The organism is Rathayibacter sp. VKM Ac-2759 (assembly GCF_009834225.1).
GTDB lineage: Bacteria > Actinomycetota > Actinomycetes > Actinomycetales > Microbacteriaceae > Rathayibacter.
In genome coordinates this window covers 3,100,347-3,123,874 of the sequence record NZ_CP047176.1, presented here as the reverse complement: position 1 = coordinate 3,123,874, position 23,528 = coordinate 3,100,347, and the positions used below count along the sequence as shown (strand labels likewise).

Sequence of the window (23,528 nt, the reverse complement as noted above, 5' to 3'; positions counted from 1 at the left end):
GGCAGACCGCTCGGAGGGGAGACGAGGACGCGATGACCGACGAGAACCAGACCGACCCGACCAGTGGCGGCGGAGCGCCCTCGGGGCCGCGCGCCGGCTGGTACCCCGACCCCGCGGGCTCGCCGCGCCAGCGCTGGTGGGACGGCACCGGCTGGACCGACTCGCTCCGCGACGCCCCGGCCGCGACGCCGGCCGCGCCCGCGCCTCCGGTCGTGACGCCCCCGGTCGCCGCGCCCACGCCGCCGGTCGCCCCCGAGCGGCCCGCGTACGGCGAGACGTCGAGCGGTCAGGCGACGAGCTACGGCCAGACCGCATCGGGCCAGTCGGCCCCGGAGCAGCAGGTCCCGCAGCAGCAGAACCCGTACGCACCCCAGCAGCCGTCGTACCAGCAGCCGTACGCGCAGCAGCAGCCGTACGCACCCCAGCAGCCGTACGCGCAGCAGCAGCCGTACGCGCAGCAGCCCGCCGCCCCGCAGCCGCGCGACCCCAGCATCGTCACGGCGACTCCGTGGATCTGGGTCGTCGTGCTCCTCCCGCTGCTCTCGGCGCTCTCGCTGTTCCTGCTGTCGCCGAGCGCGATCGCCGACTCCTCGATGGCGTCGACCTACGGGCCGCGCGCGTCGATGGGGATGTCGACCGGCTACCTGCTCGGCCTCGGCGCCGTGCAGGTCGTCGGCTTCCTGATCTACGCGGGCGAGGTCGTCTTCTCGTTCCTCGACTACCGCCAGCTCAAGAAGGCCGGCGTGCAGAAGCCGTTCCACTGGGCCTGGGCGTTCCTCGCCGCGCCCTACGTCTACGTGATCGGCCGCAGCGTGGTCGTCAAGCGCGTGACGGGCGGCGGACTGCTGCCGCTGTGGATCTTCCTCGGCGTCGTGGTGGTGACCTTCATCATCGTGATCGGCTGGTCGGCCGCGGTGTTCTCGGAGATGATGCAGGCGTTCCCGGGGTCGGGTCTGTAACCCCGGCGAGGACGCAGCACGATCCGGAGGGGTCCGTGGAGCTCGCGCTCCCGGGCCCCTTCGGCGTTCCCTCCCGGCGCGGCCCGTGGCACTCACGGACCCTTTGGGAACCGTAACGCGTTGTTTACAACGGTTTCCATCGCTGATCGGTCGATCTGCGCTTGAATGCGAAGCACTGTTCGATGTGCGATCGCGCGCGTCCGACCGATGGGAGCCCTCTCCGGTGCCAACGACCTCGCTCACCACCCCGCCCACGACGGCGTCCGTCGGTGCGCCCGGCTCGGTCGTCCTCGAGGGCGTCCGCAAGCTCTACGGCACCTCGGTCGCCGTCGACGGAGTCGACCTGCGGGTGGAGCCGGGCGAGTTCCTCTCGCTGCTCGGCCCCTCCGGCTGCGGCAAGACGACGACGCTGCGGATGATCGCGGGCTTCGAGCACCCCGACGCGGGCGACATCCGCATCTCGGGGGAGTCGGTGCTGCGCCGGGCGCCGCACCAGCGCGATGTGAACACCGTGTTCCAGGCCTACGCCCTGTTCCCGCACATGACGATCGCCGAGAACGTCGCCTACGGGCTCCGTCAGCGCCGCACGAAGAAGAGCGAGATCCGAGGCCGCGTGAGCGACGCCCTCGACATGGTGCGGATGCGCGGCTTCGCCGATCGGAAGCCCACTCAGCTCTCGGGCGGCCAGCAGCAGCGGATCGCGCTCGCGCGCGCGCTGGTGAACCGCCCCTCGGTGCTGCTGCTCGACGAGCCGCTCGGCGCGCTCGACCGGCAGCTCCGCGAGGAGATGCAGATGGAGCTGAAGCTGCTGCAGACGCGGCTGGGCATCACCTTCGTCTTCGTCACGCACGACCAGGGCGAGGCGATGTCGATGAGCGACCGCATCGCGGTGATGCGCGACGGCCGCATCGAGCAGCTCGCCGACGCGAACACCGTCTACCACCGGCCCGCGTCGGCCTACGTGGCCGCCTTCGTCGGGCAGCAGAACTTCCTCGCGGGCGTCGTCGGCGACTCCGGGGCCCTGGTCACCCCCGTCGCGACGATCAGCGGCGCGACCGCGGCGGGCCGGCCGGGCGAGACGCGGCAGGCCGCGATCCGCCCCGAGTCGATCCGGATCCACGCGGCGGCGGAGCGGCCGGCCGGCGGCATCGACACCGCGAGCGGGCGCGTGCTCTCGATCGCGAACCTCGGCGAGACGGTGCAGTACCTCGTGCACCTCGACGCGGAGCACTCGGTGCTCGTGCGACGGCCCGCGCCCGATGCTCCGGCGCTCGTCGTCGACTCCGCGGTCACCCTCAGCTGGACCAGCGCGAGCACCCGCTTCTTCCCCCTCGACGAGGCCGCTCGCGCGGCCGGCTACGTCGAGCCGCCGACCGACCGACCCTCGAGCAGCCCGGAGACACCATGACCGCGAAGCACCCCGTGAACATCCTCGCTCCCGCCCAGGCCGTGCCGATCATCGCCCGCGAGCTCTCGCGCCGGCGCCTCTTCGGCGTCGCCGGCGGCGTGGGCGCCACCGCGTTCCTGGCCGCCTGCTCCTCGCCCGGTGCCGGCTCCGCTCCGGAGGCGACGGGCGGCGCGCTCGAGGGCGACCTCTCGATCTACACCTGGGGCGACTACGACTCGCCCGACGTGATTGCGGCGTTCACGAGCACGGAGGGGCCGCAGATCACCCTCGACTCGTACAGCTCGAACGAGGAGCTGCTCTCGAAGCTCGGCGCCTCGAAGGGCACGAGCGGCTACGACATCGTCGTGCCGACGGGCATCTTCGTCCCCGGGATGATCGAGAACGGCCTGCTGGCGAAGTTCTCGAAGGACCTGATCCCGAACCTCGCGAAGGTCGATCCGCAGTTCCTCGGGCAGGCCTGGGACCCCGACAACGAGTACACGGTCTGCAAGAACTGGGGCACCACCGGCTTCGCCTACGACACCACGGTGATCACCCGCGACCTGGTGACCTGGAGCGACTTCCTCGACGCGGTGCAGAACGAGGGCAGCGGGAAGACGTCGTTCCTCGACGACCCGATCGAGATCGTGGCGCCCTACTTCTGGGCGAACGGCATCGACTACACGACCGAGGCCGAGGACGACTACGCGGCCGCCGAGACCTTCATGGTCGAGAAGATCGCCCCGCACATCGCGGCGTTCGAGTCCTACCCCGGCGGCTCGATCATCCCCCAGAACACGCAGGTGCTCGTGCAGTCGTGGAACGGCGACGCGCGCCTGGGCAAGCTCAACAGCGAGGACCCCGAGCGCTGGAAGTGGGTGCTCGGCTCGCCGACCACCGAGCTGTGGATGGACAACTGGGCGATCGCGGCGGGGGCCCCGCACCCCGAGGCGGCGCACGCCTTCATCGACTACGTGCTCGACCCCGCGAACGCGATCCAGGAGCTCGACTACATCGGCTACAACACGGGCACTCTCGACATCGAGTCGCTCGCCCGCGACGCGCAGCTCGAGTTCCTCGACGGCTACATCTTCTATCCGGAGGAGACGGTCGCCACGATGCAGACTGGCACCGTCACCAACCAGATGACGCTCGACGTCTACAACAAGGTCAAGGCGGCCGCGGGCGCGTGAGCGCGGTCAGCACGGCGACCCGCCCCGTCGCCCTCCCCGCGCGGCGGCGCGGGCCGCGCCTCCCCTTCGCCCTCGCGGTGCCGGCGTGGCTCTGGCTCGTGGTGTTCTTCGTGGCGCCGGTGCTGCAGGTCGTCTGGTTCAGCTTCGGCTACAAGCCGGGCGTCTTCGGCACGCACGCGAACGACGTCCTCTCGTTCGACCGCTACGTCGAGGCGTTCTCGCCGACCTTCTTCCAGACCTTCGCCAACACCCTCTGGGTCGGCGTGCTGGGCACCGTGCTCTGCCTGGTGATCGGGCTGCCCGTCGCCTACTGGATGGCCGTCAAGGCGGCTCCGAACCGCCGCGGTCTGCTGATCGCGCTGGTCATGGTGCCGTACTGGACGAACTTCCTGGTCCGCACGATCGGCTGGCAGGTGATCCTCGCGCCCGAGGGCGTGCTCTCGCAGGCGCTGCAGGCGATCGGAGTCATCCCCGGCCCCATCGACCTGCTGTACACGCGCCCGGCGGTGCTGCTCGGCGTGGTCTACAACTACCTGCCGCTGATGATCCTGCCGCTCTACGTGGCCTTCGACCGCGTCGGTCCGTCGCTCCGCGAGGCGAGCGGGGACCTCGGGGCGTCGAGCTGGCGCACCTTCCGCGACATCACCCTCCCGCTGGCGCGCCCCGGCATCATCGTCGGCACGCTCCTCGTCTACATCCCGCTGATGGGCGACTACATCACCGCCACCGTGCTCGGCGGCGCGAAGGGCAACATGGTCGGCCAGATGGTGGCGAGCCAGTTCCAGGTCGGGCAGAACTGGGCGCTGGGCTCGGCGATGGCGGTGCTGCTGATCGTGGTGATCCTGGTGTCGGCGGCGATCGCCGGCGCGCTGGTGTGGGCCGTGACGCTGCCGCTGCGGCGACGTGCGCGCCTCCGCCTGGGAGGCGGAGCATGAGCGCGGGCCGCCGCTCGCCGATCGACGTCGGCCTCGCCGTGTGGAGCGCGCTGGTGTTCGTCTTCCTCTTCCTGCCGATCATCGTGATCGTGATCTCGTCGTTCAACACCGGGCGGCTGCTCGTGGCGTGGGAGGGGTTCGGCTTCGACGCGTTCGCGACGATCCTGACCAAGCCCGCGGTGCAGAGCGCGGTGATCGTGTCGATCCGGACGGGGCTGATCGCGGCGCTGCTGGCCACGCTGCTCGGGACGCTGGCGGGCATCGCGCTCGCGCGGCGCCCCGGTCGGTGGGCGGTCTGGTTCATCACCCTGCTGCTGCTGGTGTCGGTCACTCCCGAGATCGTGGACGCGGTGGCGCTGCTGCCGTGGCTGGTGTTCCTCGGGCAGGACCTGGGGCTGTCGGTCTTCAACGACGGCACCGCGCGCCTCGTGGTCGGGCACTCGCTCTTCGCCGTGGCGGTCGTCTCGTACCTCGTCCGCTCCCGCCTGGTCGGCCTCGACGAGAAGCTCGAGGAGGCGTCGGCCGACCTCTACGCGACGCCGATGCGCACCTTCTGGCGCGTGACCTTCCCGCTGGCGATGCCGGCGGTGCTGGCCGGCGGCCTGCTCGCTTTCACCTTCAGTCTCGACAACACGGTGATCGCGGCGTTCGTGCAGGTGTCCGGATCCACGCCGTGGCCGGTCTACGTGCTCAGCGCCGTGCGCAGCGGCCTCCGCCCCGAGATCGCGGCGGTGTCGACCGTGATGCTGCTGCTCACCCTCCTCGCCCTCGCCGCCGTCGCGCTCGTGCTCCGGCGCGCCGGCGACTCCGCCTCGCAGATCGCCAAGACGCTCGCGGGCGGCTGACGCCCCCTCTCTCCGAAGGAACCCCATGCCCCACGCCGACCTCGTCCTCACCGGCGGCCCCGTCTTCACCGCCGAGGCCGTGCGCAGCCGCGCGAGCGCCGTCGCCGTCGTGGGCGGGAGGATCGCGGCGGTCGGCCACGACGTCTCCGACTGGATCGGCCCGCGCACCGAGGTCGTCGATCTCGCCGGCCGCTTGCTCGTCCCCGGGTTCCAGGACGCGCACGTGCACCCGGTCTGGGGCGGCTTCGACATGATGCGCTGCTGGGTCGGCGACGGGGCGACCTGGAGCGACTACCTGGCGACGATCGCGGACTACTCCCTACGGAACCCCGACGAGGAGTGGATCCTCGGCGGCGGCTGGAGCATGTCGGTGTTCCCCGGTGGCACGCCGACCGCGGCGGTGCTCGACGCGGTCGTGCCCGACCGGCCCGCCTTCCTCACCAACGCCGACGGGCACGGCGCATGGGTCAACTCCGCTGCGCTGCGCCGGGCCGGGATCGACCGCGACACCCCCGACCCCGCCGACGGCCGCATCGAGCGGCTGCCCGACGGCAGCCCGTCGGGGACCCTGCACGAGGGGGCGATGGAGGCGGTGCGCCGCCTCCTGCCCGCCTCGACCGACGAGCAGATGCGCCAGGCGCTGCTCCTCGGCCAGCGCCAGCTGCACTCGCACGGGGTGACCGGCTGGCAGGACGCGATCATCGGCTCCTACGGCGACGTCGGCGACCCCGGCCCCGCCTACGTGCGGGCGGCGGAGGCGGGCGAGCTGACCGCGCGGGTGCGCGGCGCGATCTGGTGGGACCGGGCGCGCGGCGTGGAGCAGATCCCGGAGCTGATCGAGAAGCGCGAGCGCTGGAGCGCGGGCCGCTTCGCCGCGACGAGCATCAAGATCATGCAGGACGGCGTGGCCGAGAACTTCACCGCCGCGATGCTCGACCCCTACCTCGACGGGCACGGCGCTCACACGCACAACGACGGTCTCTCGATGGTCGACCCGGCCGTGCTGAACGAGGCGGTGCCGCTGCTGGACGCCGCGGGCTTCCAGGTGCACTTCCACGCGATCGGCGACCGGGCGGTGCGCGAGTGCCTCGACGCGGTCGAGCACGCGATCGCGGCGAACGGCCGCAGCGGCAACCGCCACCACCTCGCCCACCTGCAGGTCGTGCACCCCGAGGACGTGCCGCGGTTCCGGCAGCTCGGAGTCGCGGCGAACCTGCAGATGCTGTGGGCGGCGCTCGAGCCGCAGATGGTCGAGCTGACCCTGCCGTTCCTCGGCGAGGAGCGCGCCGCGTGGCAGTACCCGTTCGGCGACCTGCAGCGCTCGGGAGCGGTGCTCGCGGCGGGCAGCGACTGGTCGGTGTCGACCCCGGACCCGCTCGCGGCGATGCACGTGGCGGTGAACCGGCTCTCGGCCCCGTCGGAGCGCGGGGCGGCCGGGCACTACGAGGTGTTCCTCCCGGAGCAGCGGATCGACCTCGCGACGGCGCTCACCGCGTACACCGCCGGCTCCGCCTGGGTGAACGGAGCGGAGGCGGTGAGCGGCTCGATCGAGGTGGGCAAGGACGCGGACCTCGTCGTGCTCGACCGCGACCCCTTCGCGCACGATCCGCTCGAGATCGGCGAGACCCGCGTGCTCGAGACCTTCGTCGGCGGAACCCGCGTCCACACCACCTCCGAGAGGACCACCGCATGACCGCGCTCCTGATCACGGGCGGGCACGTCCTCACTCCGGCCGGAGTCGTCGAGGAGCCGGTGCTGCTCGTCGACGGCCGCATCGCCTCGATCGGCGGCGAGGTGCCGGAGGGCGTCGAGACGATCGATGCGGCGGGCGGACTCGTGCTGCCGGGCTTCCAGGACAGCCACGTGCACCCGCACCACGCGGGCCTGGACATCCTCTCGTGCGACCTCACCCCGTACACGACCCGCGAGGAGTACCGGGCGGCGATCGCGGCGTACGCGGCCGCGCATCCCGAGCTCGACTGGATCGTCGGCGGCGGCTGGTCGATGGACTCGTTCCCGGGCGGGATCGCGACCGCGGCCGAGCTCGACGAGATCGTGCCGGACCGCCCCGCCTACTTCCCCAACCGCGACGGGCACGGCGCCTGGGTGAACTCCCGCGCCCTCGCGCTCGGCGGGATCGACGACTCCACCCCCGACCCCGCCGACGGGCGCATCGAGCGCGACGGCGACGGGCGCGCGCTCGGCACGCTGCAGGAGGGGGCGATGCAGATCGTCGCGCGGCACATCGAGCTGCCCACCGAGGACGACCTCGACGAGGCCCTGCTGGTGGCGCAGGAGCGCCTCTTCGCCTGGGGCGTCACCGGCTGGCAGGACGCGATCGTCGGCGCGACCAACGACGTGCCCGACACGCTCGACTCCTATCTGCGGCTGACCGCCTCCGGAGCACTGAAGGCCCGGGTCGTCGGCGCGCTGTGGTGGGACCGCGGCCGGGGGCTCGAGCAGATCGACGAGCTGGTGGCCAAGCGCGAGCGGGCGGCGGCGGCCGGGTTCCGCGCGACGAGCGTCAAGATCATGCAGGACGGCGTGGCCGAGAACTTCACCGCCGGGATGCTCGAGCCCTATCTCGACGAGTGCGGCTGCCCGACGCACAACGCGGGGAAGAGCTTCGTCGACCCGACCTCGCTGCAGGAGATCTCGATCCGGCTCGACGCGCTCGGGTTCCAGATCCACTACCACGCCCTCGGCGACCGGGCCGTGCGGGAGGCGCTCGACGCGATCGCCGCCGCACGCGCCGCCAACGGCGACTCCGACCGCCGGCACACGCTCGCGCACATCCAGGTGATCCACCCCGACGACGTGCCGCGCTTCGCCGAGCTCGGAGTCGTGGCCAACATGCAGCCGCTGTGGGCGCGGCACGAGAAGCAGATGGACGAGCTGACGATCCCGTTCCTCGGGGAGGCGCGGGCCAGGCGGCAGTACCCGTTCGGGTCGCTCTCGCGCGCGGGCGCGGCGCTCGCCTCCGGGAGCGACTGGCCGGTGAGCACCGCCGATCCGCTCGAGATCGTGCACACGGCGGTCAACCGCGCGAACGTCCAGGCCGACGGGTCCTTCCGCCGCCCGTTCCTCGGAGAGCAGGCGCTCTCGCTCGCCGACGCCCTGGTCGCGCACACCGCGGGCACCGCGTACCTGAACCACGACGAGGACGCCTCCGGTGCCCTCGCCCCCGGACTCGCGGCCGACGTGGTCGTGCTCGACCGCGACCCGTTCGAACGCCCGCCGAGCGAGATCGGGCTGGCCCGCGTCCGCGTGACGATCGTCGCCGGCGAGATCGTGCACCGCGCCTGACCCTGCACCTCCTGTACCGCCGACAGAAATGAGAAGCGATGTCCTCCTCACGACCCCTGCGCGCGCTCGTCCCCTCCGCCCTCGACGCGCGGCTCGCGCGCCGCACGTTCCTCGGCGGGTCCGCCGCGGCGGCCGCGGCCCTGGGTCTCGCGGCGTGCGCGAGCGACTCCGGCGGTGACTCAGGCTCCCTCAGCATCTACACCTGGGGCGAGTACGACGATCCGGCGACCCTGACCGACTTCACGGCCGCCCAGGGCTCGTCGGTGATCGTCGACTCCTACAGCTCCAACTCCGAGCTCGCCGCGAAGCTCAGCACCGCCCGCGGCACCAGCGGCTACGACATCTGCGTACCCACGCACTCGTACGTCGCCGAGATGGGTGCGGCCGGGCTGCTCAAGGAGCTCGACCTCTCGCGCATCCCGAACTTCTCGACGCTCAGCGCGGCCGTGGTCGACACCCCCTTCGACCCGGGCAACACGTACAGCGTCTGCAAGGACTGGGGCTCGACCGGCTACGTCTACGACACCAGCGTCATCACCCGCGAGCTGACCTCGTGGGCCGACTTCCTCGACGCCGCGCAGAACGAGGCCTCGGGCAGCTTCTCGCTGATGGAGGACCAGGGCGAGGTCTCGTACACCTACTTCTTCGCGAACGGGATCGACCCGAACACCACCGACCCCGACGATCTGGCCGCGTTCCGCAGCTACTACCTCGACAACATCGCGCAGCACGTGCAGGCGTTCGAGTCGTACTCGAGCCAGTCGGTCAGCTCGTCGGCGCGCACGCTCATGCACGCCTGGAACGGCGACGCGCGGCTCGGGATCCTCAGCAACCCCGATCCCGAGCGCTACCGCTTCGTCTGGCCGTCGGAAGGCGCCAACCTCTGGCAGGACAACTGGGCGATCGTCGAGGGCGCCGAGAACGAGGACGCCGCCTACGCGTTCATCGACTACGTGCTCGAGCCCGAGGCGTCGCTGAAGGAGCTGGCCTACATCGGCTACAACACCGGGGTCGAGGGGATCGAGGAGGCGGCGACCGCGGCGGGCGTCGAGCGGCCCGACCTGATCTTCATCGACGAGGAGCGGATGTCGAAGCTGGTCTACAGCCAGATGACCACCGCCACACAGGACGTGATCGCGATCTTCGACGAGATCAAGGCGAAGGCCGGGCAGTGACGGACCTCATCAACGGCGACGTCTCGTTCTGGTGGTCCTCCCTCGGCCGCTCCGCAGCCCGCCCCTCGCTCCCCGGCCCGCTCGACGTCGACGTCTGCATCGTCGGCGCCGGCTACACCGGCCTCTGGACCGCCTACTACCTGAAGAGGGCGGCGCCCGAGCTGCGCATCGCGATCCTCGAGCAGCGCTTCGCCGGCTTCGGCGCCTCCGGCCGCAACGGCGGCTGGCTGACCAACGAGATCACCGGAGGCGTCTCCTCCTACGCGAGGAGCCACGGCCCCGGGATGGTCGACCGCTTCCAGCTCGCGGTGAACGAGACCGTCGACGAGGTGATCGCGGTGGCGCTCGCCGAGGGGATCGACGCCGACATCGTGAAGGGCGGCGAGTACCAGGTCGCCCGGGGCGCGGCTCAGAAGGCCCGGCTCGAGGCGACCGTCGCGGCGGCCCGAGCCCGGGCGCACACCGACGTCGAGCTGCTCGACGCGCACGAGGCGTCCGCGCGGATCGCGGTCAGCGGCACCTCCGCCGGCATGTGGCACCCGCACTGCGCGCGCATCCACCCGGCGAAGCTCGCCTCGGGGCTCGCCCGCGCGGTCGAGGCGCTGGGCGTGGAGATCTACGAGGACACCCGGGTCGACGAGATCCGGCCGGGCGCGGCGGTGACCGCGCGGGGGAGCGTCCGCGCGCGGTTCGTCCTGCGGGCGACGGAGGGGTTCACCGCCCGGCTGCGCGGCCACGAGCGCGAGTGGCTGCCGATGAACTCGTCGCTCATCGCGACCGAGCCGCTCGGCCGCGAGGTCTGGGACGCGATCGGCTGGGCGGGGCGCGAGACCCTCGGCGACTTCGCGCACGCCTACATGTACGCGCAGCGCACCGCCGACGACCGCATCGCCATCGGCGGTCGCGGCGTGCCCTACCGCTTCGGCTCGGGCATCGACGACGACGGCGCGACCGACCCGCGCACGGTCGGCATGCTGCGCGAGATCCTCGAGCGCTTCTTCCCGGTGCTGCGCGGAGTCGGCATCGAGCACGTCTGGTCGGGCGTGCTCGGCGTGCCCCGGGACTGGCACGCGACGGTCGGACTCGACCGCGCCACCGGCCTCGGCTGGGCGGGCGGCTTCGTCGGCACGGGCGTGACGGCGACGAACCTGGCGGGGCGCACCCTCCGCGATCTGGTGCTGGAGGAGCTCGGCTCGGGGGAGCGGACCCCGCTCACCGAGCTGCCCTGGGTCGATCACCGCGTGCGCCGCTGGGAGCCGGAGCCGCTGCGCTGGCTCGCCGTGAACACCCTCTACACCGCCTACGGCCTCGCCGACCGGGCCGAGGAGCGGGGCCGGCCGACGACGTCACCGCTCGCGAGCCTCGCCGACGTGGTCGCGGGGCGCTCGCACTGAGGGCGGGCTACGACTCCCCGCGCTGCACGAGCCGCGAGAGCACGATCGCCGAGCGGGTGTGGTCGACGTTGGGCGCGATGCGCACCTTCTCGAGGGCGAGCTCGAGGCTCGGGATGTCGCGCGAGCGGATGTGCACGATCGCGTCGGCCGAGCCCGTGACGGTGCCGGCGTAGACCACCTCGGGCACGGCCGAGAGGATGCGGCGCAGCTCGTCGGGCGCGACCGTGCCCCGGCAGAACAGCTCGACGTAGGCCTCGGTGCTCATGCCGTCGACTGCCGGGTCGACCTTGATCGTGAAGCCGCGGATCACGCCGTCGGCCACGAGGCGGTCGACGCGGCGCTTCACGGCGGAAGCGGACAGGCCCACGACTCCGCCGATGTCGCCGTAGCCCGCGCGGGCGTTCTGGCGCAGCAGATCGAGGATCTTCCGATCGATGTTGTCCATGCTCCGAGGATATGTGGGGGAGGGCCGAGCGCGCCGGTCGGCCCACGGCAGGCAAGGGTAGCCTTGCCTCCGACACCCAGACCGAGCCGGAGGGAGCCCGCGTGCCCACCTTCCTCGACGAGCTGGGCTTCGCGGAGCTCCTGGCGGCGCTGTTCGTCATCGTGTTCCTCCGCGCTCAGGCCACCTACTGGCTGGCACGCGCGATCGTGACGGGTGCCGCCTCCCGGCGCTGGGGCCGCTGGCTCGAGTCGCCGGCGATGCGCCGCGCGTCGGCGCTGCTCGCGCGGTACGGCGCCCCGGCGGTCACCCTGAGCTTCCTGACGGTCGGGTTCCAGACGATGCTCAACGCGGCGGCGGGGGCGGCGCGGATGCGCTGGATCGTCTACCTGCTCGCGATGCTCCCCGGTTGCGCGGCGTGGGCGCTGATCTACGCGACCGTCGGCTTCGCCGTGCTCTGGGCCGTCGTCGGCGCCGCGGCCGGCTCTCCGCTCGGGATCGCCGTGCTCGCCGCGCTGGTGATCGCCGTCGCGGTGGCGGTCGTGCTGCTGCGCCGCCGCGGCACCGTCCGCTGATCCGCGCACCCCTCGCCAAACAGGCACGCTCGGCTATATAGTTGCTCTCGGTCAATAGTTGACGCAGGTCAACCAGTGCTGGTCACACCGCACGGACCGCATCGTCTCGAGGAGCAGAATGTCCCGCCCAGAACGCGCCGCCACCGTGCAGCGCACCCCCGTCGGCCCCGACGGGGCCATGTCGCACCGCCAGGTGCTCGAATCGCTCAGCGGCCTGCTGCTGGGCATGTTCGTCTCGATCCTCGCGGGCACGGTCGTGTCGACCTCGCTGCCGCTGATCATCTCGGACCTGAAGGGCGACCAGAACGCCTACACCTGGGTCGTCACCGCGACCCTGCTCGCGACCACGGTCTCGACTCCGCTCTGGGGCAAGTTCGCCGACCTCTTCAACCGCAAGCTGCTCATCCAGCTCGCCCTCGCGCTCTTCGTGATCGGATCCGCGGCCGCCGGCTTCTCGCAGGACACGAACATGCTCATCGTGTTCCGCGTGTTCCAGGGCCTCGGCGCCGGCGGCCTGGCGGCGCTGAGCCAGATCATCATGGCCGACATCATCAGCCCCCGGGAGCGCGGCAAGTACGCCGGACTCTTCGGCGGAGTGATGGCCATCGGCACCGTCGGCGGGCCGCTGCTCGGCGGCGTCGTGACCGACGCGTTCGGCTGGCGCTGGAACTTCTTCATCGCGCTGCCCGTCGCGATCGTCGCGATCGTGCTCCTCCAGGTGACCCTCCGCCTCCCCGCGCACCCCAGGCGCACGGTCCGCATCGACTACCTCGGCGCCGTGCTCATCGCCGGCGGCGTCTCGCTGCTGCTGATCTGGGTGTCGCTGGCCGGCAAGAACTTCGAGTGGGCCTCGTGGGAGACCGCGGTCATGGTCGGCGGATCCGTCGTCCTGCTCGTCGCCGCCGTCATCACCGAGCTCACGGTCGCCGAGCCGATCATCCCGATGGGCATGTTCAAGAACCGCACCTTCAGCCTCGCGGTCGTCGCGAGCATCTCGGTGGGCGTCTCGCTCTTCGGCACCGCCGTGTTCCTCGCGCAGTACATGCAGCTCTCGCGCGGTGCGACTCCGACCCAGTCGGGTCTGCTGACGATCCCGCTGATGGCGGGGCTCCTGATCGCCTCGACCATCTTCGGCGGGATCATCTCGCGCACCGGCAAGTGGAAGGCGATCATGATCACCGGCGCCTCCTTCTCGATCATCGGCACGGCCCTGTTGAGCCAGCTCCGCTACGACACGAGCTTCGTGTACGTCGGCATCTCGATGGCCGTCCTCGGTGCGGGCCTGGGCATGCTGATGCAGAACCTGGTGCTCGTGGTGCAGAACTCGATCGAGGTCAAGAACCTCGGAGTCGCGACCAGCGCGGTCACCTTCTTCCGCAGCCTCGGCGGCACGATCGGAGTCTCGGTCCTCGGCTCGATCCTGGGCACCGTCATCGCCGACCGCACGGCCAGCGGCATCGCCGGCCTCGCACCGGCCGACCAGGCGGCGGCCGCTCAATCGCTCGCCGGCGGCACCATTCCGCAGGTCTCGACTCTGCCCGACGCCGTGCGCGTCGTGGTCGAGGGCGCCTACGGCATCGGAGTCGGCGACGTGTTCCTCTTCAGCATCCCCCTCGCGGTCATCACCCTGATCGCCGTGGCCCTGCTGCCGAACGTCGACCTCGGCACCAAGAACGCCGTGCAGCTGAAGGCGGCGCCGGTCGCCGCCGCCGAGGACGCCCTGATCGGCGCCTCGGACGCCCAGGCGGGGCTGCGTCCCGTCGGTCAGACGGTGGCCACGGACGAGGCGTCGCACTCGGAGGCGCGGCACGCCGCTCCCGCCGGGCACGCCCGCCACGCCGCACCGGCCGACCCTCGGCCGACCGGCTCGATCGACGTGGTCGAGCGGCACTGATGCCCACCGCGCCGGCTCCGGCGAGCGCCCTGCTCGAGGTCGAGGAGCAGATCACCGCGCTCGCCGTCCAGGTGCGGGCGGCGGTCCGCGACGCGGCGGCGGCGATCGACCCGTCGCTGCCGCCGTTCGGGCTCCGTCTCCTCCGGATGCTCGAGCGCTGCGGACCGGTCCACTCCAGCGCCGCGGCCCTGCAGCTCGGAGTGGACCGCAGCGCCATCAGCCGCCAGGCCCGACAGCTCGGGCGGCTGGGTCTGGTCGGGATGACCGCCGATCCGGCCGACGGGCGAGCGCGCTTCCTCGCCCTCACGGCGGAGGGGAGCGCGCGGATGGCCGACCTCGGCGGTCTCCAGCGCCGCCGGATGCAGGAGGCGCTCAGCTCCTGGCCCGAGGCCGACCTGCGCGCGTTCGCCGGCTACCTGGAGCGGCTGACCTCGGCGAGCTGAGGCCTGCGCCTCACCGCGGCGCCCCCAGCACGCTCGCGACGTGCACCACGAAGGCCCGTCGCCGCTCGCGCGTGCCCTCGCCGCCGCGCTCGGCGAACGGCGTCAGGTGCCAGATCTCGCAGAGCCCGAGCAGCGCGATGAAGAGGTCGTCGGCCGCCCAGCTCGCGTCCACGACGCCGGAGCGCTGCCACTCGAGCACCCGGGCCTCGGGAGCGGGCATCCCGCCCAGCCGCTCGCCCGCCTCCTCCCAGAAGCCCGAGCCCTCGAGGCGTGCCCAGGTGAGCAGGCGGAGGAAGTCCGGGTGCTCCCAGACGTGGTCGAACATCCGCCCGGCGAGGTCGGGCAGGTCGGCCGCCTCGGCGAGCAGGGTGGCGTCGAGCGCCCGCAGCGCCTCGACGACGGTCGAGACGAACAGCCCGCGCTTGCCGCCGTAGTAGGCGTACAGCCGCTCCTTGTTGAGCCCGGCGGAGGCGGCGACACGGTCGACGCGCGCGCCGGCGAAGCCGTGGGCGGCGAACTCCGCGGTCGCAGCCTGCAGGATCCGCTCGCGCGCGGGCGACTTCTCGACGTTCTTCTCGACCACGCTTACACCTCCGGGCGCTCGAACGATACACTCGTCGATGCCCAACCAACCAGTTGGGGTGGACAGTGTCCACATGTTCCGGCCTCAGCGATGCGGCTCGGATCCGGACCCGCCGGTCCCGCTCCCTCCGCTTCGAAAGGCACCGCCATGCCCGCGCCCTCCTCCTCCCGCCGCTGGTGGGTCCTCGTGATCCTCGCGATGACCCAGCTCGTCGTCGTCCTCGACGGCACCATCGTCACGATCGCCCTGCCCGCCGCGCAGGCCGACCTCGGTCTCACCGACGTCGAGCGCCAGTGGGTCGTCACCGCGTACGCGCTCGCGTTCGGCGCGCTGCTGCTCCTCGGCGGCCGCATCGCCGACTACACGGGCCGCAAGCGCACCTACCTCATCGGCATGGCAGGCTTCGGCGCGGCCTCGGCCTGGGGCGGCGTCGCCTCCTCCGGCACCGAGCTGATCGCGGCCCGCGGCCTGCAGGGCGCGTTCGCGGCGCTGCTCGCCCCCGCCGCGCTCGCCCTGCTCACCGTGTCGTTCCCCGGCGGGCGCGAGCGCAACACCGCCTTCGCCGTCTTCGGCTCGGTCGCCGGAGCGGGCGCCGCGGTGGGCCTCGTCCTCGGGGGGCTCCTCACCGAGTTCGCCGACTGGCGCTGGTGCCTCCTCGTCAACGTCCCCGTCGTGATCGTCGGCGTGATCGCCGGCGCGCTGCTCGTCACCGAGAGCCGCGCCGAGGGCCGCAACCGCTTCGACATCGCCGGCACGATCACCGTCGCGCTCGGTCTCGCCGCCGTCGTCTACGGCTTCACCCTCGCCGAGCAGGGCTGGCTGCGCGTCGACACCCTCGGCTTCCTCCTCGCCGGCGTCCTGCTGCTCGCGCTGTTCGTCCGCATCCAGGCGCGCTCCGACCACCCCCTGCTGCCGCTGCGCATCGTCGCCGACCGGGTCCGCGGAGGCGCGTTCCTCATCCAGGCGATCGTCGGCAGCGTCATGATCGGCTCGACCCTCTACCTCACGCTGCACCTGCAGCTGGTGCTGGGCCTCGCACCGCTCGAGGCGGGCCTCGCGAACCTCCCGATGACCGTCACGATCATGATCGTCGCGGGAATCGCGACCAAGCTGCTCCCGAGCGTCGGACCGCGCGTCCTGATGATCGTCGGCCCGCTGATCGCGGCCGCCGGCCTCGTCTACCTCAGCCGCATCACGCCCGACGGCGACTACCTCGTGCAGGTGCTGCCCGCGCTGATCCTGCTGGGCATCGGCATGGCGATGATCTTCGTGCCCGTGCAGAACGTCGCCCTCACCGGAGTCGCCGGGCACGACGCCGGGGCCGCCGGAGCGACCGCGAACGCCGCGATGCAGATCGGCGGATCGATCGGCCTCTCGATCTTCACCACGATCTACGCCGGAGTCGCGGGGGAGCAGGGCTCGCCCGTCGCGTTCGTCGACGGCTACTCCGCGGTGTTCGTCGCGGCCGCGGTCGGCCTGGTGCTCGCCTCCGTCATCGCCTTCGCGATGATCCGCATCAAGAAGGAGGAGTTCCTCGCGGCGGCTCCGAACGAGGCCGTGGCCCACCTGGGGTGAGTCCCAGCGCCTAGGCTGGAGGAATGAGCATCCAGGAGGTCGTCGGCGGTCGCACCGCCGTCGTCAGGTAGCGGCCGCTCCCGGTCCGTCCCGCGGACGACCGGGCAGCGGCGCCTTCGGAAGCCGGCCTCGAGGCCGGCCTCTTCCGTCGCGCCTTCATACTTCCGGATCCGCCCGCCTCGCCGGGCCCCCTAGAACGGTGCTCCCATGCTCCCCCTGACCGACCAGACCATCCGCGACTCCTTCGTGAACGCCTCGCGCAAGGAGGTCTCCGACCTCTCCCTCCCCGCCGGCTTCGACACCCTCGACTGGGAGGGGATCGACCACCTCGGCTGGCGCGACCGCAAGATCGGCCGCCGCGCCTACGTCGTCGTCCCGTTCGAGGGGCGGCTCGTCGGCGTCGTGCTCCGGCAGGCCGACGCGAATCCGCGCTCGCGAGCGCAGTGCTCGTGGTGCCGTGACATCCGCCTGCCCAACGACGTCGTGTTCTTCGGCGCGAAGAAGGCCGGGCCCGCGGGACGCGCGGGCGACACGCTCGGCACGCTGATCTGCGCGGAGTTCCAGTGCTCGGCCAACGTGCGCACCCGCCCCTCGGTCGCCTACGTCGGCTTCGACGTCGAGGCGGCCAAGGCCGAGCGGATCGCGATGCTCCGGCAGAAGACCACGGGCTTCGTCCGCGAGGTGCTGGCCGGGTCCTGACGCCTCAGCGCGCAGTCGACGCGCGCACGTGCATCCGCTCGCCCTGGCGCCCGAACAGGCTGAGGAACTCCACCGCCCGCTCGTCGGCGCGGCCGAACCAGTGCGGCACCCGGGTGTCGAACTCGGCGGCCTCGCCCGGCGGCAGCACCAGGTCGTGCTCGCCGAGCTTCAGGCGCAGCCGACCGCTGATCACGTAGAGCCACTCGAAGCCCTCGTGGGTCCGCTGCTGCTCGGGCTCGGGCACCGGACCCGCGGGGATCGTGGTCTTGAAGGCCTGCAGCGCTCCGGCGTCGCGGCTGAGCGGCTGGATCACCATCCCGTGCCGGCTGAACGGGCGGCCGTGCACGCGCGGGTCCTCGGGCGCTGCGCCGACGAGCTCGTCGAGCGGGGCGCCGAGGGCTCGCGCGATCGGGAGGAGCAGCTCGAGCGTCGCGCGCCGGCCGCCGCTCTCGAGGCGCGAGAGCGTGCTCGCCGAGATGCCCGTCTCGGCCGCGAGCGAGGCCAGCGTGCGGTCGCGGCGGGTGCGCAGGCGCCGCAGCCGCGGTCCGACGGCCGCCACGATCTCGTCGTCGGAGAGAGTCTGCGCGGGATCCATGCGTCGAGCCTGCCACATGCCGTTCCGGCACGGATCCTGGCTCACGGATGCCGTCCGGAGCACCATCGACTCATGACCGACATCACCACCACCACGCCCGCCGACGTCCTGATCATCGGCGCCTCCTTCGCCGGCCTGGCCGCCGCCACCGCCCTCGGCCGCAGCCTCCGCGACGTGCTCGTCGTCGACGGAGGATCGCCGCGGAACGCCCCGTCGCCCGGCGCGCACAACGTGCTCACCCGCGACGGCACCCCGCCGACCGAGCTCGCCCGCCTCGGCCGCCTCGAGGCCGAGGGCTACGGCGTCCGCGTGGTCGAGGGCCGGGTGACCACTGCCTCCACTCACGCGGACGGCGTCTCGGCCGCCCTGGCCGACGGCACCGTGCTGCGCGCCCGCCGCCTCCTGCTCGCCACCGGCGTCCGCGACCACCTGCCCGCGGTCCCGGGTCTCGCCGAGCGCTGGGGGCGCGACGTGCTGCACTGCCCGTACTGCCACGGCTACGAGGTGCGCGGCAAGCGGATCGGCGTGCTCGGCAGCGCGTTCTCGGCGCACCAGGCGCAGATGTTCCGGCAGCTGAGCGACCGCGTCTCGATCCTGCAGAACGGCGTGTTCGAACCCGACGCGGAGGAGGTGGCGGGGCTCGCGGCACGCGGGATCGAGCTGATCCCCGGCGCGGTCGAGAGCGTCGTCGTCGAGGGCGACCGCCTCGTCGGCGTCCGGATCGACGGTCGCCTGCACGCCCTCGACGCGGTCGTCGTTGGCCCGCGGGTCGAGGCGGTGCTGCCCGACGGCCTCGGCCTCGAGCTGGTCGACCACCCCTCCGGAGCCGCCCGCCACCTCGCCGCCGACCCGATGGGACGCACCGGCGTGCCGCACGTCTTCGCCGCAGGCTCCCTCGTCGAGCCGATGGCGCAGGTGATGGCCTCGGCCGCCGACGGCCTCCGCGTCGCCGCCGCGATCAACCACGACCTCATCGAGGAGGAGATCGCGGCGGCCCTGAGCGCGGCCGCCGCCTGACCTACCGCCGCCGGTACTCCAGCTCCGGCCGCCCGGGGGAGCCGTAGCGCGGGGCGCGCTCGGCGACTCCGGTGTCGGCCAGGTGCTCGAGGTAGCGGCGCGCCGTCACCCGCGAGATGTCGAGGCGGGAGGCGAGCTCGCCGGCCGAGAGCCCGCTCGGGCCCAGCAGCCCCGTCACCGCCTCGAGGGTCTCGGCCGAGAGCCCCTTCGCCAGGCCCGGCGCGTTCGAGGTCCGCAGTGCCGCGAACGCGCCGTCGACCTCGTGCTGGCTCGCGACGGCCGCGCCGTGCATCCGTTCGCGGTAGGAGCGGTAGCTCGCCAGCTTCGCCGCGAAGACGCTGAAGACGAACGGCTTGATCAGGTACTGCACGATCCCGGCCGAGACGGAGGCGCGCACCACGGCCGCGTCGCGCACCGCCGTGATCGCGATCACGTCGACCTCGAGGCCCGCCGTGCGGACCGCCCGGCAGAGGTCGAGCCCGCCCATGTCGGGCAGGTTCATGTCGAGGAGGATCAGCGCGATCGCCGGATCCGCCCGCAGCGCGCGGATCGCCTCCGCCCCGCTGCCCGCCACCGCGGCGACCTCGAAGCCGTCGACCCGGCGCACGTAGTCGGCGTGGGCGCTCGCCGTCAGCGGCTCGTCCTCGACCACCAGCACCCGGATGCTCACCGCGGCACCCCCTCGCGCAGCGGCAGCTGCACGGTGAACACCGCGCCCACGTGCCGCGACACCTCGATGCTCCCGCCGAGCCGCTGCACCACCTGCCGCACGAGCGCCAGCCCGATCCCGCGGCCGAACGCGTCCGACTCCTTCGTCGAGTAGCCGCGCGCGAAGACGTCGGCGGCGGCCTCGACGCCCGGCCCGCTGTCCGAGACCTGCAGCACGAGGTCGGTGCCGTCGGCGAGCCCGAGGTACACCTCGACCCACGGGTCGCGGTCGCCGGCGGAGGAGGCGGCAGCGTCCAGGGCGTTGTCGATCAGGTTGCCGAGCACGGTCACCAGATCGCCGGGCTCGAAGCCCTGCGTCCCCGGCTCGAGGTGCGTCTCGAGGTGCAGCTCGACGCCGCGCTCGCGGGCCTGCGCCGCCTTGCCGAGCAGCAGCGCGGCGATCACGGGCTCCTGCACCGAGCCCAGCACCCGGTCGGCGAGCCGCTGGCTGAGGTTCAGCTCGCCGGCGGCGAAGGCGAGCGCCTCCTCCGGCCTGCCGAGCTCGATCAGCGAGGCGATCGTGTGCAGGCGGTTCGAGAACTCGTGGGTCTGCGAGCGCAGTGCGTCCGACAGGGTCCGCATCGACTCCAGCTCGCCGCTGACCCGCTGCAGCTCGGTGCGATCGCGGAGGCTCGTGACGGTGCCGAGCGGGCGGGCGCCCGGCGAGGCGGCCGGGCGCTCGTTGACGACGAGGATCCGCTCGTGCGCGACGACCAGGCGGTCGGCGACAGGCTCGTCGGCCTGCAGCAGCTCGCGCAGCGCCTCCGGGATGTCGAGGTCGGCGACGGGGATCGGCGTCCGCACGCCCTCGAGCCCGAGCAGCTCGAGCGCGTGGTCGTTCGCGAGCACGAGGCGCCCGCGGTCGTCGACGAGCAGCAGTCCCTCGCGGACCGAGTGCAGCACCGACTCGTAGTAGGCGAACACCTGGCTCATCTGCTCCGGCCCGCGCCCGCCCGTGACCCGCCGGAGGTACCGCGCGAGCAGCCACGACCCGAACCCGCCGAGCGCGACGGCGCCGAGCACTCCCCACGCCACGAACTGCACTCGCGAGACGAAGGAGGCGTCGACCGCCGAGAGCGTCACTCCCGCCGAGACCAGCGCCACGACCGTGCCGTCGGCGCTCTCGATCGGAGCGACGGCGCGCACCGACGGGCCGAGAGTGCCCGTGTAGGTCTCGGTGAAGGTGCGCCCCTCGAGCGCCGGCTCGATGGTGCCGATGAACGGCAGCCCGATCTGGTCGCGGTCGCGGTGCGTGTAGCGGGTGCGGTCGGGGTTCATGATCGTGAGGAAGTCGACATCGGTGTCGGCCATGATCTCCTCGGCGTAGGGCTGCAGCGACGCCGAGGGATCGGCCTCCTGCGTCGCCTCGATCACGAAGGGGTTGTCGGCCACCGTGCGCGCCACGACCAGGCTGCGCTGGGCGGCCTCCTCGCCCGAGCGGCCCCGGGCGTCGATCGCGAGGACGACCACGGCCGCGGCTCCGACGAGCAGGATGCAGAGCAGCTGGATCGCGAACAGGCGCGCGGCGATGCTCCCGCGGGGAGCGGCTCCCGACATCCCGGACCTCCTCGTTCCGTGAACAGTATGAACGCAACCTCCGGCCCCCGCCGGGGCGGGTCCACCATCGTCCTGTGCCGGAGCCCCCGGCTCCGCCCCCTCGACGAAGAGACAGGACACGCTCATGGCAAAGACGCCCGGACGCACCACCCGCAGGCGGATCGACCGCAATCACTGGCTCTACATCGCGGTCATCATCGCCGTGGTCGCGGGCGTCGTCGTCGGACTCGTCGCCCCCGCCTTCGCCGCGACGCTCGAGCCCGTCGGCAAGGCCTTCGTCGGCCTGATCAAGATGATGATCGCGCCGATCATCTTCTGCACGATCGTGATCGGCATCGGATCCATCGCCAAGGCGGCCACCGTCGGCAAGGTCGGCGGCCTGGCACTGGGCTACTTCATCGTGATGTCGACCTTCGCGCTCGGCATCGGCCTCGTGGTCGGCAACATCCTGCACCCGGGCGAGGGCCTCGACATCTCGAGCGCCACCTACGACACGAGCGACCTGAAGGCCGAGACGACGTCCGACTTCATCCTCGGCATCATCCCCGTCTCCCTCTTCTCGTCGCTGGTCGACGGCAGCATCCTGCAGACCCTCTTCGTCGCCCTCCTCGTCGGCTTCGCGCTGCAGAAGATGGGCGCCAAGGGCCAGCCGATCCTCGGGGCGATCAAGCAGCTCCAGGTGCTCGTCTTCCGCATCCTCTCGATGGTGCTCTGGGTCGCCCCGATCGGCGCCTTCGGTGCGATCGCCGCCGTCGTCGGCAAGACCGGCTGGGGTGCGGTCGTCGCCCTCGCCACGCTGATGATCGGCTTCTACATCACCTGCGCGATCTTCGTGATCGTCATCCTCGGGCTGCTGCTGCGCCTGGTCACCGGCGTCAACATCTTCTCGCTGATGAAGTACCTGGCCCGCGAGTACCTCCTGATCGTCGGCACCTCCTCCTCCGAGGCCGCTCTGCCCCGCCTGATCGCCAAGATGGAGCACCTCGGCGTCTCGAAGCCCGTGGTCGGCATCACCGTCCCGACCGGCTACTCCTTCAACCTCGACGGCACCGCGATCTACCTGACGATGGCCTCCCTCTTCATCGCCTCCGCCACCGGTGCGCCGATGTCGATCCCGGAGCAGATCGGGCTCCTCCTCTTCATGATGATCGCGTCGAAGGGCGCCGCCGGAGTCACCGGCGCCGGCCTCGCCACCCTCGCCGGCGGTCTGCAGTCCTTCCGCCCCGACCTCGTCAACGGCGTCGGCGTCATCGTCGGCATCGACCGGTTCATGTCGGAGGCCCGCGCGGTCACCAACTTCACCGGCAACGCGGTCGCCACTCTGCTGGTCGGCACCTGGACCAAGCAGATCGACATGGTGCAGGTCCGCGAGGTCCTCGGAGGCCGTGCCCCGTTCGACGAGACGACGCTCGGCGCCGACGAGCACGGTTCCGACGGGCACGGTGCTCCCGCTTCCGGCACCTCGATCACCGAGGGCATCGCCTCCATCCAGGACTCGGAGGAGGCCGGCCGCACCCGCGCCGAGCTCGCCGGCAAGCGCTAGGCGGCACGCGCCACGAACGCCCCGCTCGGGTCCCCGGGCGGGGCGTTCGCCGTGTCTCAGTGCCTGCGCACGCCGAACAGGGGCAGCGTCACCGAGCAGAGCGGCCCGATCAGGGCGGCGAAGAGCAGGGTGCCGAGGCCGACGTCGCCGCCGAGCGCCCAGCCGACGAGCAGCACGGTGACCTCGACGCCCGAGCGGGCGATCCAGATCGGCAGCCCGGTGCGCGCGTGCAGCCCGGTCATCAGGCCGTCGCGGGGCCCGGGGCCCAGGCGCGCTCCGATGTAGATCCCGCTGGCGACGGCGAGCAGCAGCAGTCCGCCCGCGAACAGCAGCGCGCGGCTCCACCACAGCTCGGGAGCGGGCAGCACGGCGATCCCGACGTCGATCATCGTCCCGACGACGAGCACGTTCAGCACCGTGCCGAGGCCCGGGCGCTGCCGCAGAGGGATCCACAGCAGCAGCACGAGCAGGCCGATCACGTTCGTGAGCAGTCCGATCCCCAGTCCGGTCTGGCGTGAGAGGCCCTGCGAGAAGACGGTCCACGGATCCACTCCGATGCCCGCGCGGATCATCATCGCGTCGGCGAAGCCGTAGAGCATCAGGCCGATCAGCAGGCGCGGAACGGGCCGCCAGCGCCACTGGCTGAGGGAGGGAGCGGCGACGAGTGCCGGGGCGGAGGTGGTCATGGATCTCATCCCACCTC

General features: G+C 72.2%; 22 protein-coding genes. 16 read left to right on the top strand and 6 right to left on the bottom strand.

The window, feature by feature from the left end; all coding sequences use genetic code 11:
• The first annotated feature begins 32 nt into the window (after positions 1-32).
• The 9 genes from GSU68_RS14575 (at position 33) to GSU68_RS14535 (ending at position 11,194) form a co-directional block, all read left to right on the top strand.
• Positions 33-959 (top strand): DUF2510 domain-containing protein, encoded by a 927-nt coding sequence (locus GSU68_RS14575; RefSeq protein WP_159909405.1) that lies wholly within the window; start codon positions 33-35, stop codon positions 957-959.
• 223 nt (positions 960-1,182) lie between these two features.
• Positions 1,183-2,367, top strand: coding sequence for an ABC transporter ATP-binding protein (locus GSU68_RS14570; RefSeq protein ID WP_159909404.1), 1,185 nt, complete (start codon positions 1,183-1,185; stop codon positions 2,365-2,367).
• Positions 2,364-3,539 carry a spermidine/putrescine ABC transporter substrate-binding protein gene (locus tag GSU68_RS14565; RefSeq protein WP_159909403.1) on the top strand — a complete coding sequence of 392 codons (1,176 nt, stop codon included), beginning with the start codon at positions 2,364-2,366 and terminating at the stop codon, positions 3,537-3,539. Before GSU68_RS14570 ends, GSU68_RS14565 begins: the two co-directional genes overlap by 4 nt.
• Positions 3,536-4,474, top strand: a complete 939-nt coding sequence (locus GSU68_RS14560) for an ABC transporter permease (RefSeq protein ID WP_159909402.1) — start codon at positions 3,536-3,538, stop codon at positions 4,472-4,474. The genes GSU68_RS14565 and GSU68_RS14560 overlap by 4 nt, the downstream gene beginning before the upstream one ends.
• Positions 4,471-5,319, top strand: coding sequence for an ABC transporter permease (locus GSU68_RS14555; RefSeq protein WP_159909401.1), 849 nt, complete (start codon positions 4,471-4,473; stop codon positions 5,317-5,319). Before GSU68_RS14560 ends, GSU68_RS14555 begins: the two co-directional genes overlap by 4 nt.
• Before the next feature lie 25 nt (positions 5,320-5,344).
• Positions 5,345-7,012 (top strand): amidohydrolase, encoded by a 1,668-nt coding sequence (locus tag GSU68_RS14550; RefSeq protein ID WP_159909400.1) that lies wholly within the window; start codon positions 5,345-5,347, stop codon positions 7,010-7,012.
• Complete coding sequence (locus GSU68_RS14545) at positions 7,009-8,625, top strand: amidohydrolase (RefSeq protein ID WP_159909399.1); 1,617 nt, start codon at positions 7,009-7,011, stop codon at positions 8,623-8,625. The genes GSU68_RS14550 and GSU68_RS14545 overlap by 4 nt, the downstream gene beginning before the upstream one ends.
• Positions 8,626-8,663: 38 nt before the next feature.
• Positions 8,664-9,800 carry a spermidine/putrescine ABC transporter substrate-binding protein gene (locus GSU68_RS14540; RefSeq protein WP_159909398.1) on the top strand — a complete coding sequence of 379 codons (1,137 nt, stop codon included), beginning with the start codon at positions 8,664-8,666 and terminating at the stop codon, positions 9,798-9,800.
• A complete protein-coding gene (locus GSU68_RS14535; protein WP_159909397.1) occupies positions 9,797-11,194 on the top strand; it encodes an FAD-dependent oxidoreductase in 1,398 nt (465 codons plus the stop codon). The genes GSU68_RS14540 and GSU68_RS14535 overlap by 4 nt, the downstream gene beginning before the upstream one ends.
• A gap of 7 nt (positions 11,195-11,201) precedes the next feature.
• Here GSU68_RS14535 and GSU68_RS14530 read toward each other — a convergent pair whose 3' ends face one another.
• Positions 11,202-11,639, bottom strand: a complete 438-nt coding sequence (locus GSU68_RS14530; protein ID WP_159909396.1) for an Lrp/AsnC family transcriptional regulator — start codon at positions 11,637-11,639, stop codon at positions 11,202-11,204.
• 101 nt (positions 11,640-11,740) lie between these two features.
• Here GSU68_RS14530 and GSU68_RS14525 point away from each other — a divergent pair, with 101 nt between their 5' ends.
• From GSU68_RS14525 to GSU68_RS14515, 3 genes are all read left to right on the top strand, one after another.
• Positions 11,741-12,211 carry a VTT domain-containing protein gene (locus GSU68_RS14525; RefSeq protein WP_244259293.1) on the top strand — a complete coding sequence of 157 codons (471 nt, stop codon included), beginning with the start codon at positions 11,741-11,743 and terminating at the stop codon, positions 12,209-12,211.
• Between the two features lie 178 nt (positions 12,212-12,389).
• Positions 12,390-14,105: an MDR family MFS transporter gene (locus tag GSU68_RS14520; RefSeq protein WP_159910316.1), complete on the top strand. Its 1,716-nt coding sequence runs from the start codon at positions 12,390-12,392 to the stop codon at positions 14,103-14,105.
• Positions 14,105-14,548, top strand: a complete 444-nt coding sequence (locus GSU68_RS14515; protein WP_159909394.1) for a MarR family winged helix-turn-helix transcriptional regulator — start codon at positions 14,105-14,107, stop codon at positions 14,546-14,548. The genes GSU68_RS14520 and GSU68_RS14515 overlap by 1 nt, the downstream gene beginning before the upstream one ends.
• 10 nt (positions 14,549-14,558) lie before the next feature.
• Here GSU68_RS14515 and GSU68_RS14510 read toward each other — a convergent pair whose 3' ends face one another.
• Positions 14,559-15,131 (bottom strand): TetR family transcriptional regulator, encoded by a 573-nt coding sequence (locus tag GSU68_RS14510; RefSeq protein ID WP_159909393.1) that lies wholly within the window; start codon positions 15,129-15,131, stop codon positions 14,559-14,561.
• A 147-nt stretch (positions 15,132-15,278) separates the two neighbouring features.
• On the opposite strand from GSU68_RS14510, the gene GSU68_RS14505 reads away from it, so the two are divergent.
• Positions 15,279-16,706, top strand: a complete 1,428-nt coding sequence (locus tag GSU68_RS14505) for an MFS transporter (protein ID WP_159909392.1) — start codon at positions 15,279-15,281, stop codon at positions 16,704-16,706.
• 207 nt (positions 16,707-16,913) lie between these two features.
• On the top strand, positions 16,914-17,405 hold the full coding sequence (locus GSU68_RS14500; RefSeq protein ID WP_159909391.1) for an FBP domain-containing protein: 492 nt from the start codon (positions 16,914-16,916) through the stop codon (positions 17,403-17,405).
• 4 nt (positions 17,406-17,409) lie between these two features.
• On the opposite strand, the gene GSU68_RS14495 is transcribed toward GSU68_RS14500, so the two are convergent.
• Complete coding sequence (locus GSU68_RS14495) at positions 17,410-18,000, bottom strand: XRE family transcriptional regulator (RefSeq protein WP_159909390.1); 591 nt, start codon at positions 17,998-18,000, stop codon at positions 17,410-17,412.
• A gap of 72 nt (positions 18,001-18,072) precedes the next feature.
• Between GSU68_RS14495 and GSU68_RS14490 the strand changes: the two genes are divergently transcribed.
• Positions 18,073-19,017, top strand: a complete 945-nt coding sequence (locus GSU68_RS14490) for an NAD(P)/FAD-dependent oxidoreductase (protein WP_159909389.1) — start codon at positions 18,073-18,075, stop codon at positions 19,015-19,017.
• Position 19,018: 1 nt separating this feature from the next.
• Here the strand turns inward: GSU68_RS14490 and GSU68_RS14485 are convergent, their stop codons facing one another.
• Both GSU68_RS14485 and GSU68_RS14480 read right to left on the bottom strand, forming a co-directional pair.
• Positions 19,019-19,687 carry a response regulator gene (locus GSU68_RS14485; protein WP_208544579.1) on the bottom strand — a complete coding sequence of 223 codons (669 nt, stop codon included), beginning with the start codon at positions 19,685-19,687 and terminating at the stop codon, positions 19,019-19,021.
• The gene (locus GSU68_RS14480) at positions 19,684-21,282 is read right to left on the bottom strand and encodes a sensor histidine kinase (RefSeq protein ID WP_159909388.1); all 1,599 of its coding nucleotides are present in this window, start codon (positions 21,280-21,282) and stop codon (positions 19,684-19,686) included. The genes GSU68_RS14485 and GSU68_RS14480 overlap by 4 nt, the downstream gene beginning before the upstream one ends.
• 124 nt (positions 21,283-21,406) lie before the next feature.
• Between GSU68_RS14480 and GSU68_RS14475 the strand changes: the two genes are divergently transcribed.
• Entirely contained in the window at positions 21,407-22,825 is a 1,419-nt protein-coding gene (locus GSU68_RS14475; protein WP_159909387.1) for a cation:dicarboxylase symporter family transporter, read from the top strand.
• A 56-nt stretch (positions 22,826-22,881) separates the two neighbouring features.
• On the opposite strand, the gene GSU68_RS14470 is transcribed toward GSU68_RS14475, so the two are convergent.
• Positions 22,882-23,424, bottom strand: a complete 543-nt coding sequence (locus GSU68_RS14470; RefSeq protein ID WP_159910314.1) for a hypothetical protein — start codon at positions 23,422-23,424, stop codon at positions 22,882-22,884.
• Positions 23,425-23,528: the final 104 nt, after the last annotated feature.